Raw genomic sequence first — 12,497 nt, 5'->3', positions numbered from 1 at the left:
GTTAAGGTGACGCCATGACGGGCAAGACTCATCATTACGAACTGGACATCACCTGGACCGGGAACACCGGGACCGGTACGAGCGGCTACCGCGACTACGCACGCGCCCACGAGATCAGCGCGGACGGCAAGCCCACCATCGCCGGGAGCGCGGACCCGTCGTTCCGGGGCGATCCAGCGCGGTGGAACCCCGAGGAGCTGCTGGTGGCCTCGTTGGCCCAGTGCCACATGCTGTGGGTGCTGTCGCTGTGCGCCCAGGCGGGCGTCACGGTCACCGGCTACGCCGATCACCCGTCCGGCACGATGGCCCAGACCTCGGACGGCAGCGGGTATTTCACCGAGGTGACACTGCGCCCGGTCGTGCAGCTCGCCGATCCTGCGCAAGCCGTCGCGCTGGCCGACATCCATCATCGCGCCCACCAGCTGTGTTTCATCGCGAACTCGGTGAACTTCGAGGTCCGCTGCGAGCCCGCCGACGCTTAAACTCGGCGTATGGCGCTCAAACGCAAGGTCGTGCACACGCTGCAGCGACTCGCGGTCAACCCGATCGGCAGGAAACTCCCGATAACCATGCTGGAGACGACCGGCCGCAAGTCCGGGCAACCGCGGCGTACCGCGGTGGGCGGCCGGGTCGTCGACGGCCAGTTCTGGATGGTCTCCGAGCACGGTGAACATGCCCACTACGTGCAGAACATCAAGGCGAATCCCGCTGTCCGGGTGCGCATCCGGGGGCGGTGGCGCAACGGTATCGCCCATCTGCTGCCGTCGGACGACCCGATCGCCAGGTTGGCCGAACTGCCGCAGTTCAACAGCGCCGTGGTCCGCGTGATGGGCACCGACCTGCTCACCATCCGCATCGATCTGGACTGACCGATGGCCTACGACGTGGATCTCGCCGAGCGGGTCCGTGAACTGCTGGCCACCGTCGAAGCCGTGGATGAGAAGCGCATGTTCGGGGGCCTGGCCTTCCTGGTGCGCGGTCACATGGCCGTCTGTGTGTCCGGGCAGGGCGGCATCATGGTGCGGGTGCCTGCCGAGGACACCGCGACGCTGTTGAAGCGGGCCCATGTCGAGCCGATGATCATGGCGGGCAAGGAGACTCGCGGCTGGGTCCGGGTGGCCGCGGCGGGCGTGACCACGAGGCGCCAGCTGCAATCATGGGTGGACCGCGGCGCGGGGTGTGCCTGCGGCCTGCCCCCCAAGTAAGCGCGGTTAGCTCCCGGGGCAGCGGGGTATCCCGCACCGATCCGGGCGATGCGCCTCGCGAACGCGTGTCGGCGCAGCCGCCCGGACAAAAAGGAGAACAACCATGCCCACATTCGTCATCGTCGGCGCCGGCCTGGCCGGCGCGAAGGCCGCGGAAATCCTGCGCGACAAAGGATTCGACGGAAAGATCATCCTGTTCGGCAGCGAGGATCACCTTCCCTACGAGCGGCCGCCACTGTCCAAGGACTATATGGCCGGCGACAAGTCACTGGCAGATTTCACCGTGCACCCCGCCGAGTGGTATCGCGAGCACGATATCGACCTGCGCCTGGGCACCGGCGTGCAGATCATCGACACCGGCGGTCACAGCGTCGGCTTCGATGACGGCCACCATGAGCATTACGACAAGCTGCTGCTCGCGACCGGGTCCCGGGCGCGTCACCTGGATGTGCCGGGTGCCGACGCCGACGGCGTGCACGTACTGCGCACCGTGGACCATGCCGCCGCGCTGCTGTCGGCACTGACCGAGCGCAGCAGGCTCGCCATCGTCGGCGCCGGCTGGATCGGACTGGAGGTCGCCGCGGCCGCCCGGACCCGCGGCGCACAGGTCACCGTCGTGGAGAGCGCCGAACTGCCCCTGCTGGGAGCTCTCGGACCCGAGGTCGCGCAGGTTTTCGCCGCGCTGCACACCGAGCACGGGGTGGATCTGCGGCTGAACGCGACCGTCGACGCCATCACCACCGCGGCCGGGGGCACCGCGACCGGACTGCGACTGGGCGACGGGTCCACCGTGCCGGCCGATCTGGTTCTGATCGCCGTCGGTGCACAGCCCGGTATCGCCCTCGCGGAGAAAGCCGGTCTCACGCTGGCCGCCGGTGGCGTGGCCGTCGACGAGTCGCTGAAGACCAGCGATGACGACGTGTATGCCGTCGGTGACATCGCCGCCGCGCAGCACCCGCTGTTCGAGGGTCGCGTCCGCACCGAGCACTGGGCGAACGCGCTGAAGCAGCCCGCGGTCGCGGTGGCCGGGATGCTCGGCGACCCAGGCAGCTACGACGAACTGCCGTACTTCTTCACCGACCAGTACGACCTCGGCATGGAGTACGTCGGCCACGCACCGAACTACGATTCGGTGGTGTTCCGCGGTGACGTCGGCAAACGTGAGTTCACCGTGTTCTGGCTGGACACCAAGAGGCGGGTGTTGGCCGGGATGAACGTGAACATCTGGGACGGACTGGATGAGATCAAGGCGATCATCCGGGCCGGCGCGAAGATCGACACCGTCCGACTCGCCGATCCCGAAGTGCCACTGTCCGAACTGGTCTAGGAGCCGTTGATTAAGGTCGGGTGCATGTCTTCGACCCAGCCACCGATCACCGTCGTCGTCACCGGGGCTGCAGGCCAGATCGGTTACGCCGCACTCTTTCGCATCGCGGCCGGGGCGATGCTCGGCCGCCACACCCCGGTCCGGTTGCGGCTGCTGGAGTTGCCGGACGCCGTCCGGGCTGCCGAAGGCGTGGTGATGGAACTCGACGACGGCGCCTTCCCGCTGCTGGCCGGAGTGGAGATTCACGACGATCCGGTGCGGGCGTTCGACGGTGTCGACGTCGCCCTGCTGATCGGTGCGCGGCCGCGCACCAAGGGCATGGAGCGGGCCGACCTACTCGGCGCCAACGCGCAGATCTTCGCGACGGCCGGCAAGGCGCTCAACGCCGGCGCGTCATCCGAGGTCCGGGTTCTGGTCGTCGGCAATCCCGCCAACACCAACGCGCTGGTGGCCGCGGCCCACGCCCCGGACATTCCGCGCGAACGCTTCACCGCACTGACACGCCTCGATCACAACCGCGCGGTGGCGGCACTGGCGCGCCACACCGGGGCTCCGGTCACCGATATCAGCCGGATGAGCATCTGGGGCAACCATTCGCCGACGCAGTACCCGGACATCTTCCATGCCATCGTCGGCGGCCGTTCCGGTGCCGACTTCGCGGCCGACACCCATTGGCTCGCCGACGATTTCATCCCCACGGTGGCGCGCCGCGGAACCGCGATCATCGAGGCGCGCGGTGCGAGTTCGGCGGCGTCGGCCGCCAACGGCGCCATCGACCATATCGACGACTGGCTGCACGGCACACCCGATGGCGACTGGACATCGGTGGCGCTGCCCTCCCCCGGCGTCTACGGCATCGACGAAGGCCTGGTGTGCTCGTTCCCATGCCGGTCACGCGACGGCCGGTGGGAGATCGTCGAAGGGCTTGACATCAACGCGTTCTCCCGCGCCCGGATCGACGCGTCGGTCGCCGAGCTTCGCGAGGAGCGCGACGCCGTCGCGGCGCTGGGCCTGCTGTAGTCACACCAGCGTGGCGGTGCCGTCGGCACGCACGGTGACCTTCGCTCCCGCGATATCCTCGGCAACGCTCGCCGCGGCCTCGGAGCGATCGTCGAGGACCGCCAGCGCACGGCTGTCACCCGGTGTGCGCACTGCCAGGAACGCCTTCTCCGGCACACCGTCGCGATCGAATGGCGTGGTCCAGGTTTCGACGGTGCCCACCCCGGACCACTCGACCTCGGCGGCCCGGGTGGGCTCGGCATCGACGCTGGGTTGCACGTCCTCCCAGCGGAATCCGCCGCTGGGCGGCCGGGTGCTGTACACACCGAAGCTGTGCTTGGTGAGGTAACCGCCATTGGCGGTGACCAGTCCGAGCGCGCCGGGCTCGGCGATCAGCCGCTCGGCCATGGTGGCGATGGAGTGCGTGACGTAGTTGTTCCACGGTCCGCCGGCGAAGGTCAGCCCGCCGGTGACGGTCAGCGGACGCTGCGGATCATCCAGGGCAAGACCGAGTTCGTTGGCCGCCACCTGCACCGCCGACGGGAAGCAGGAGTACACGTCGACCAGAGCGATATCGTCGATACCCAGTCCGGCCAGTTCCAGGGCACGGCGGCCACCGATGCGGATGGCCGGCGACGCGTGGAATTCGGCACGGTGGCTGATCTCGTAGGTGTCGTGCGAGTCGGTCCCGGCGTGCGGGAAAACCCAACGATCCTGCGGGATCTGGAGATAGGTGGCCTTCTCCGCCGACATCAGGATCAGCGCCGCCCCCTGGTCGACCATGTTGTTGGAGTTCATCAGCTTGGTGTACGGAGCGCTGATCATCCGGTTCTTCGGCCCCGGCACGGCAATCTCCTGCGCGGAGCGCGCTTCCCGATTCCAGGCGTGGCGATTGTCCGCGGCGACGGCGCTGAACCGCGACCACAGTTCGCCGATGCGCTGCTGATGATCCTGCGGCGTCGCACCGGCGGCGATGCGCAGCGCCTGCTCGAACATCGGATACACGAATGCCGGCCGGTCCAGCTGGATACGCAACTCACCCGGGCCGGCGAGCGCGAACTCGTCATCGGAGCCCGGCGCCAAGGGCACCGACTCGTCTTGTTTGGTGCCGACGAGCTTCTCGCCGCGGGCCCGCAACCGGGTGCGGGATCGCCAGGTTTCACCGCCGGTGATCAGCACGACATCGTTGCGGCCCTGCTGAATATCGAGGCAGGCCTGGTTGACCAGCGACTGCGGAACATTGCCGCCGATCGGGGTGTAGCGGGTCGCCGCGCTACCCGCACCGATGCGCTGCGCGAGCAGCAGGCCCGGATCACGGTAGCGCCAGGACAGCAGATTGCCCACCCGTACCGAGTCCACCGCGGCGAGCACCCGGGGGTCGGCGGCGGCGCGGGCGGCCCTCTCCATCAGGTCGACCGGCTCGGTCGTCGCGCTCTCTTCGCGCTGGTTGACCTGTCCGTACCCGACGAGCACCGGGGTTCTGGGGTCGATGGTCACTGTGTGGTCCTCTCCACGAGCGGGCGGAAACGGGCGTCAGGCACTGGGGCCGACGCGGTAGATCGACTTGATGGCCTGGTAGGCGGCCAGCCCCTCCGGGCCCAGCTCGCGGCCCAGCCCGCTGGCCTTGACGCCGCCGAACGGGGCGTTGACATCCAGCTGGTATTCGTTGACGCCGATGGTCCCGGTGTGCACCCTGCGGGCGATATCGGTGGCGCGGTCCACATCCGGTGACCACACCGTGCCGCCCAGCCCGAACTCGCTGTCGTTGGCGATGTCGACGGCTTCCTGGTCGGAGGCGTACGGGATGACCGTCAGCACAGGACCGAAGATCTCCTCCTGGGCGATCCGTGCAGAGTTGTCGACCTCGGCGAACACCGTCGGAGACACAAACCATCCGCGTGGCTGGTCGGCCGGAACCGAGCCGCCGGCAACAAGTTTCGCCTCTGTCCTACCGACGTCGATGTACTCGAGCACACGCTGCTGCTGGCGGCGGCTGACCAATGGCCCGATATCGGTGGATTTCTGCAGCGGATCGCCCACCACCAGGCCGTCGGCCAACGCGGCGACCGCGTCGACCACCTCGGCGTAGCGTGCGCGCGGCGCCAGGATCCGTGAGCTCAGATGACAGGTCTGGCCGTTGTTGACGAACGACGCCGAGCGCAGTCCCTTGACGGTGGCGTCCAGGTCCGCGTCGTCGAGGATGATGGCGGCCGACTTGCCACCCAACTCCAGGGTGACCGGCCGCAACAACCGACCACAGGTTTCGGCGATGATGCGTCCGGCCGCCGTCGACCCGGTGAAGGCCACCTTGTCCACGCCGGGGTGCGAGACCAGGTAGGCGCCGGACTGCGGGCCGCCGGCGATGACGTTGAGCACGCCGGCGGGCAGACCCGCCTCCTGCGCCGCTTCGGCAAAGATCAGGGCGTCCAGGGCGGTTTCCGGAGCGGCCTTGAGCACCATGGTGCATCCGGCGGCGAGCGCGGGCGCGATCTTCATCATGGCCAGCGCCTGCGGGTAATTCCACGGGGTGATGGCGGCGACGACACCGACGGGCTCGCGTCGCACGATGGTGTGCCCGATCGCTGCGGGGCGCACTTCTTCCTGCTCGGTCGTGTCCAGCAGGTCGGCGTAGTAGCGCAGCAGGACCGCGGGGAACATGCCGTTGGCGCCCTTGGACAGCCGGACGGGCATACCGTTCTCCCGGGAGCACAGCTCCAGCGTGCCGGCGGCCCGCTTCTGCAGTGCCTCGGCCATCAGCCGGAGCACGCCGGCGCGGTCACCGGCCGGCGTCGACCGCCAGCCCGGCAGGGCCGCGCGGGCGGCCGCGACGGCGTCGTCGATTTCGGATTCGGTTGCGGCCGCACCGAACCCGAGCTGTTCCTCGGTCGCGGCCTCGATCACGGCAATGCTGTCGGCCGCGTCGCGGAACTGGCCGGCGATGAAGACTGATGCGGTGCTCATGGTGTGCTCCTCTGGTCGATGCTGCCTTCGAACAGCACGTTCTCGGCGATGAGCCGGTCGATCTCGGCGTTGTCCAGGCCCAGTGCCCGGTGCGCGATGTCACGGGTGTGTTCCCCGGCCACCGGCGCCGGCCGCAGTTCACCGCGCGGAATGCCGCGGTAGGGCGCCGGGCCGGTCTCGCTGGGCATCGGCTCCTCGAAGAGCGGATGCTCCAGGTCGCGGTACAGCGATCGGAACTGCAGCTGGACATCGTCGAGCACATCGCCCGGCCTGTTCATCGGTCCGGCCGGGATGCCGGCCGCCTGCAGTTCGTCGGTGACGACATGTTTGTCGCGGCCCGCGGTGTACGCGCCGAGGACGGCGGTCAACGCTTTCCCGTCGGCGGGCAGGTCGATGCCGATGAGTGCGGCCAGCGCCGCGCGGTCGGACTCGTCGCGCACCGAGATGACGCACCATTCGTCATCGCCGGCACACGGACACACCGCGTGCACGGCCGGGTCCCCGGTGATCGGCAGACCGGCCTGGGCGGCGGCTTCGGCGACGTACTCGACGGCCAGCTGGTTGACCGCGACCTCGGCCTGCGAGATATGCACGTGGGCACCGGTTCCGGTGCGTTCCCTGCGGATCAGCGCGGCCAGGGTGGCGATCGCGGTGATCCTGGCCGCGACATGGTCCGGAAAGATCGTGGTGGCGTCGAAAAACTGCGAGGACTGGTCCTTCTCGGCGCCGGCGCCCCGCCACAGCCGCGTGATACCGGTGGTGGCACGCACCAGTGGGCCGTAGCCCATCCGGTCGCTCCACGGGCCGGTATCGCCGAAGGCGCTGCTCTCGGCCAGCACCAGGGTGGGATTGATCGTCTGTAACGCGTCGAAGGAGAAGCCGAGTGCGCCAAGCGTTCCCGGCTTGAAGTTGGCGAATACCGCGTCAGCGCGGCCGACCAGCTTGGCGAAAATCTCGGCACCCTCGCGGTGGCGCAGGTCCACCCCGAAACTCAGTTCGTTGCGGTGCGTCAGCGCCCAGGAGGAGCTCATCGGCTGCCCGGGTGCGGTCTGGCGCAGCCCGTCCGGGTAGGCCGCACTCTCCACCTTGACCACCCTGGCACCCAGGTCGGCGAACAGCCGGCCGAGTTCACCGCCGGCGACGATCACGCCGAGATCCAGGATCCGCAGACCGTCGAACGGGCGCTTGCCGTTCTTGGGGGGCCGGCCGAGGGGGTTGACCGGGCCGAGCCACACGGGTTCCGCCCCGTCGAGCAGCGGTGTACGCAAACCCCGGTGGGTGCCGTCGACGACGAACGGTCCGACCGGAACCGTCACGGTGCCGCCGGCAACCGGCATCGGCGCCAGCGCGCCGACGGCGCGGAAATGCGTCGACGCCAGTGCCTCGGCGGGCGTCTGCACCGCGGCGATCGGCACGCCGCGCGCCTGCCCCGCCGTGACCAGGTCATCCATGCTCTCGGGCGCGAACAGGGCCGCTATCGCCGCGTTCAGCTCCTTGGAAGCGGCGAATCGCGCAGCGATCGAATCGAATTCGGGCCCGCTGAACTCCTCGGGCTCACCGAGCCAAGCCCGCATGCCACGCCATTGCCGGGCCGAGAGAAGACAGATGCGCACAAATCCGTCGCGACACCGGAATGTCGGATAGATCTGCTGGTTCCGGGGCCGCCCGCGCCACCCGCCGGAGCGTTTCAGCCCGGACGCGGCCTGCCCCTGCGAACCGAAGGGCGGGTCGAGGGCCTGCACCACGGCCTCGAACCGGGAGAAGTCGATGTAGTCCCCGGCGCCATGCCGCAGCCGGTGGTAGTAGGCGGCCAACACCGCCCAGGCCGCCTGCGCCGCGGCGGTCGCCGAGGCGATACCGATCGGCGGCAGCACCGGTGTCCCGGTCGGGGGGCCGGAACGCGAGAGCGCAGTGGACATCGCATAGAAGACGGCGTCGGTGCCCGACCAGGACCGGTACGGGCCGTCAGTGCCGAAATCGGTGACCGACATCGCCACCAGCTCGGGATGGCGGTCGGCGAGCCCGGCGCAGGATGTACCGAAAGCACCGGGGAGGTCGCCGGCCCCGGAGACCAGGATGTCGGCACCGGCCACCAGTTCGCCGAACCGGTGCCGGTCGGCTGCGTCGGCGGGATCCAGCGTCGTCGCACGCTTGTTGGCGTTGTCCAGCGTGAACGGCACGCTCACATCGCCCACCAGGGGCACCCTGCGGCGATCCCCGTCCGCGGCGCCGGGAAGGTCGATCTTGAGCACATCGGCGCCCAGGTCGGCCAGCAATCGGGTGACCCCCGCGGCGCCGGCGCCGGCGAGCTCGAGAATCCGCACCCCGCCCAGCAAGGGCAGTTCGGCCGTCACCGCGTCATCCTCAGCACGCTCGACACCTTAGCGTGTCAGTTCGCTAACTTAGGTAGACAACCGCAGCACGTACACTGGCAGTCGATGTCTGACGCCGGCGTGGTGGCCCCACCGATCGAAATGCCTGCCCATCCACTGGTCGGGCAGTTGTCGGCGCTGCACCATTTCCGGGTTTATGCCGACGTCGCGATCGTCGTGGTGGTGCTGGCGCTCACCAATCTGGTGGCGCATTTCACCACACCGTGGGCCAATGTCGTGATCGTGCCTGCTGCAGCGGTGGGCCTGGTGGTGTTGGTGCGCTCCCGCGGGCTGGGCTGGTCCGAACTCGGCCTGGGCCGCGAGCAGTGGCGCTCGGGCGCCGGGTACGCCGCGGCCGTCGTCGGGATCGTGTTGACCGTCATCGCCATCGGTGCACTGCTGCCCTGGACGCGCCCGATGTTCATGAACAACCACTATGCGACGTTGTCGGGCGCCCTGATCGCGTCGATGGTCATCATCCCGTTGCAGACCGTCATCCCCGAGGAACTCGCCTTCCGGGGCGTACTGCACGGCGCGTTGGACCGCGCGTGGGGCTTCCGCGGCGTCGCTGCCGCCGGATCACTGCTGTTCGGCCTCTGGCATATCGCCAGTTCCTTCGGCCTCACCAGCGGCAATGTCGGATTCTCACGTCTTCTCGGCGGCGGCGTCTTCGGGATGGTCGCCGGTGTCGTCGGCGCCGTGATCGCCACCGCGGCCGCCGGCTTCGTGTTCACCTGGCTGCGCCGCCGCAGCGGCAGTCTGATCGCCCCGATCGCGTTGCACTGGTCGCTGAACGGCATGGGTGCGTTGGCGGCCGCCCTGGTGTGGCACGCGTCCACCTGAGGGCGGCACGCCCCTGCGCCCGGCTCAGGACTTCTTGGTCACCAAGCCGACGATCCACAACAGGATGACCGATCCCAGTACCGCGGTGAACAGCGTGAACCACCAACCGCCGCCCGCGGTGCCGAGGAAAAAGCTGAGCAGGAAACCACCGATATAGCCGCCAATGACGCCGATGACAACGTTGAGCAGGATTCCAGTCTCTATGCTGGGAACCAGCTTGCCTGCCAGCCAACCCGCTATCCCCCCGATGACGAGATAGCTCAACCAGGTCACCGCGGCCGGTGGCGCCAATGCCAGATAGAGTTGTTCGGCAGTACTCAACGGCGCTACCTACTTCTTAGTTGCTGCCGTGTAACCGAGAGTCAAGACCGCCGCAGCGGCGATGCTGATTGCCCACCTGATCCAGTCGATACCGCCCGTGTCGGTGTTGCCCTCGCTGGCTACCAGACCCCAGACCCAATAACCGATGAGGGCACCGGCTACGCCGAGCGCGATGGTAATGAGCCATCCGATCGATTGCTTGCCGGGTATGACCAGTCGCGCCAACACGCCGATCACTGCGCCGAAGATGATGGTTCCGATGATGGTGCCCATGAGACATCCTCCCCGGGCCCGCCACGGACGGCCGACCCTTAGCCTCTGGATTACCAGCTCAAGGTAACGATCACGCCGCCGAAACAGCCACGATCGGCCATCGCCCGGCACGCTTACGCAATGCCGCCCTGAGAGCCGTACCGTGCAGATGCATCCACGGCAGCCCGCTCAGGGCGACAGTGCGTCGATCAGTGCCGACTACGCCGGCAGCATCCCGGGGGCGCTGTTCGGATCGACCGGCACGGGCACACCGAGACCGGGTCGCGGCGGCGGCGCATTCGGGTCCGGCGGCGGGGCGTTGGGATCCGGCGGCGGTGGCGGCGCATTCGGGTCCGGCGGCGGAGGCGGAGGCGGCGGGCTCCACGGCCGGATGGACTGCGCCAGCGCCACCGCGGCACCCTTGTCCACCGGGTTGTTGGCCGTGCCCAGCCACACCACGAACCAGCGTTCGGGCGCACGTTGCCCGCGCGCGGCCGCGGCGGGGGCACCCACGACACCGGCCCAGATCTGCCCGGTCGGCTTGCTGGTGTCGGTGAACTTCACCTCGTAGTAGGACGCGGTGCCGGTGAGGTCGCCCGCGGTCAGCGGCGTGGTCTCCTGATTGAGACGCGTCCCCGGGAAGGGCATGAAGAACTCACCCATGTCGGAGGCCAGTCGAGCCGCCGCCTTGGCGTTGTCCGCCTCGGACCCGGCGAACAGCTTCATGTCGAGCCGGCCCAGCAGCACGCTGGTGTCGTTCGGCGGTTGTTCGGTGCCGGCCGGCGGGATCTTGGTCAGCAGCGCCTGGCCGTAGGACAGCTGGGTCGCGTCGGCCACCTTCCACCCGTCGGGCAGCAGGTAACTGAAACCACCGGGGGCATTGTTGACCCGGTTGGGCTCGGGCGCCGGCGGCGGCGGCGGGGCATTCGGGTCGACCGGAGGCGCGTTGGGATCGGCCGGCGGGGGCGGCACGCCCGGAGGCAGCGGCGCGGCCGGCGGTACGGGGGCGCCGGGTGGGGGCGGTGCCGGTGTCGGTTCGGCAGGGGCCGGCGCCGGGGCGGGCGGCACCGGCTCGGCATGCGATACCGCGACCGGCAGGGCCAGGGCCGCCGCGGACGCCACCGCCGCGGCGACCGAAAGCCGCTTGCCGAGCCGCTTGCGGTGTGAGGAGTTCACGTCCGACTGATCCATGGTGAAGAAACTACCGTGTTACGGCCGTGACGCAAGTGCGAGTTGCTCATTAAGCGGAAAACTGGGAGGTTGCTGAAGGCGGATAAAGCCTACGCAGAGTGCGGCTCTCGCCGTTGCTGAGCGATTGCCCCACGACGGAGTCCACCGTTGGCGTCCGGGTGTACCGCTCGACGCCGACGGTGGGGTTCTGCACCATGTGTCGCCGCCATACCGCGATCCGTTACCGACGCCCGCAACGGGGGTGGAAGCCTGGCGCGTCAGATTTCCCCCAGCTAGCTACTGTCCAGTAACATAATCGTCACTCGCTGGCTTCAGCGCTGAACCAAGGAGGTCCCATGGAGTTGCTCGTCACCGGTGGCGATACCGAACTGGGTCGCGTGATCGCGAGCGGATTCCGCGACGCGGGCAACAACGTGGTGATCGCCGGTGCCCAGCGCGCCGAGCTCGAAGTCGCCGCAAAAGAACTCGACGTCGACTACGTGGTGTTCGACAACAACGACCCGGCCAGCCTCGAAGCGGCCCGCGGCGCCTTTCCGCAGCACCTGGACGGCATCGTCAACGTGCCGGCCCCCCGCTGGAACGCGGGCGACCCACGGACCCACACCTTGTCCGAGCGCGCCTCGGCGTGGCGGCACGCGCTGGACACCGTGGTCCTGTCGGCGGTGTTGACGGTTTCGGTGCTCGGCGACCAGCTCAGCTCGGGCGGATCGATCATCAACGTGCTGCCGTCCAACCCCGCCGACGGCAGCGCCGATGCCGCCATCAAGGCGGCACTGTCGAACTGGACCTCGGGCCAGGCCGCCCACTTCGGCATCCGCGGTATCACCATCAACCTGGTGGCCGCCGGCCGCAGCGCGGAGCCCGGCTACGACGGACTGTCCGGCTCACCCGCCAGCACCGCCGACGAGATCACCCGTCTCGCAATGTTTCTCACCACGCCGGCGGCTCGGCACATCACCGGCGAGACGCTGCACGTCAGTCAGGGTGCGCTCGCCGACTTCGGCTGAGATATTCCCTTGTTCGCCC

At 68.8% G+C, this 12,497-nt stretch carries 13 protein-coding genes; 7 read left to right on the top strand and 6 right to left on the bottom strand.

What is annotated here, in order from left to right:
• The first annotated feature begins 14 nt into the window (after window positions 1-14).
• From A7U43_RS15330 to A7U43_RS15310, 5 genes are all read left to right on the top strand, one after another.
• On the top strand, window positions 15-482 hold the full coding sequence (locus A7U43_RS15330) for an OsmC family protein (protein WP_067996844.1): 468 nt from the start codon (window positions 15-17) through the stop codon (window positions 480-482).
• 9 nt (window positions 483-491) lie between these two features.
• Window positions 492-869 (top strand): nitroreductase family deazaflavin-dependent oxidoreductase, encoded by a 378-nt coding sequence (locus A7U43_RS15325; RefSeq protein WP_067996841.1) that lies wholly within the window; start codon window positions 492-494, stop codon window positions 867-869.
• Window positions 870-872: 3 nt separating this feature from the next.
• Window positions 873-1,205 carry a TfoX/Sxy family protein gene (locus tag A7U43_RS15320; protein ID WP_067996836.1) on the top strand — a complete coding sequence of 111 codons (333 nt, stop codon included), beginning with the start codon at window positions 873-875 and terminating at the stop codon, window positions 1,203-1,205.
• Between the two features lie 103 nt (window positions 1,206-1,308).
• On the top strand, window positions 1,309-2,532 hold the full coding sequence (locus tag A7U43_RS15315; RefSeq protein WP_067996834.1) for an NAD(P)/FAD-dependent oxidoreductase: 1,224 nt from the start codon (window positions 1,309-1,311) through the stop codon (window positions 2,530-2,532).
• A 24-nt stretch (window positions 2,533-2,556) separates the two neighbouring features.
• Window positions 2,557-3,552 (top strand): malate dehydrogenase, encoded by a 996-nt coding sequence (locus A7U43_RS15310; protein ID WP_067996830.1) that lies wholly within the window; start codon window positions 2,557-2,559, stop codon window positions 3,550-3,552.
• Here A7U43_RS15310 and A7U43_RS15305 read toward each other — a convergent pair whose 3' ends face one another.
• From A7U43_RS15305 to A7U43_RS15295, 3 genes are read right to left on the bottom strand one after another with little or no spacing between them, the layout of a single operon-like run.
• Window positions 3,553-5,028 carry an acetyl-CoA acetyltransferase gene (locus A7U43_RS15305; protein WP_067996827.1) on the bottom strand — a complete coding sequence of 492 codons (1,476 nt, stop codon included), beginning with the start codon at window positions 5,026-5,028 and terminating at the stop codon, window positions 3,553-3,555.
• A gap of 36 nt (window positions 5,029-5,064) precedes the next feature.
• Window positions 5,065-6,492, bottom strand: a complete 1,428-nt coding sequence (locus A7U43_RS15300; protein WP_067996825.1) for an aldehyde dehydrogenase — start codon at window positions 6,490-6,492, stop codon at window positions 5,065-5,067.
• Window positions 6,489-8,846, bottom strand: a complete 2,358-nt coding sequence (locus A7U43_RS15295; protein WP_067996822.1) for a CaiB/BaiF CoA-transferase family protein — start codon at window positions 8,844-8,846, stop codon at window positions 6,489-6,491. The genes A7U43_RS15300 and A7U43_RS15295 overlap by 4 nt, the downstream gene beginning before the upstream one ends.
• 84 nt (window positions 8,847-8,930) lie before the next feature.
• On the opposite strand from A7U43_RS15295, the gene A7U43_RS15290 reads away from it, so the two are divergent.
• The gene (locus tag A7U43_RS15290; protein ID WP_067996818.1) at window positions 8,931-9,707 is read left to right on the top strand and encodes a CPBP family intramembrane glutamic endopeptidase; all 777 of its coding nucleotides are present in this window, start codon (window positions 8,931-8,933) and stop codon (window positions 9,705-9,707) included.
• Between the two features lie 24 nt (window positions 9,708-9,731).
• Here the strand turns inward: A7U43_RS15290 and A7U43_RS15285 are convergent, their stop codons facing one another.
• The 3 genes from A7U43_RS15285 to A7U43_RS15275 all read right to left on the bottom strand — a co-directional run bounded on the left by A7U43_RS15285 (window position 9,732) and on the right by A7U43_RS15275 (window position 11,471).
• The gene (locus A7U43_RS15285; RefSeq protein ID WP_067996815.1) at window positions 9,732-10,028 is read right to left on the bottom strand and encodes a GlsB/YeaQ/YmgE family stress response membrane protein; all 297 of its coding nucleotides are present in this window, start codon (window positions 10,026-10,028) and stop codon (window positions 9,732-9,734) included.
• Between the two features lie 9 nt (window positions 10,029-10,037).
• Window positions 10,038-10,301, bottom strand: coding sequence for a GlsB/YeaQ/YmgE family stress response membrane protein (locus A7U43_RS15280; RefSeq protein WP_067996811.1), 264 nt, complete (start codon window positions 10,299-10,301; stop codon window positions 10,038-10,040).
• Window positions 10,302-10,499: 198 nt separating this feature from the next.
• Window positions 10,500-11,471 (bottom strand): APA family fibronectin-binding glycoprotein, encoded by a 972-nt coding sequence (locus A7U43_RS15275; protein ID WP_067996810.1) that lies wholly within the window; start codon window positions 11,469-11,471, stop codon window positions 10,500-10,502.
• A gap of 335 nt (window positions 11,472-11,806) precedes the next feature.
• On the opposite strand from A7U43_RS15275, the gene A7U43_RS15270 reads away from it, so the two are divergent.
• Complete coding sequence (locus A7U43_RS15270; protein ID WP_067996807.1) at window positions 11,807-12,478, top strand: SDR family oxidoreductase; 672 nt, start codon at window positions 11,807-11,809, stop codon at window positions 12,476-12,478.
• Window positions 12,479-12,497 lie beyond the last annotated feature (19 nt).

The sequence above is a fragment of the Mycobacterium adipatum genome (assembly GCF_001644575.1).
GTDB lineage: Bacteria > Actinomycetota > Actinomycetes > Mycobacteriales > Mycobacteriaceae > Mycobacterium > Mycobacterium adipatum.
Note: the sequence above shows the minus strand (reverse complement) of the source record. Positions and strands in the feature narration are given on the sequence as shown.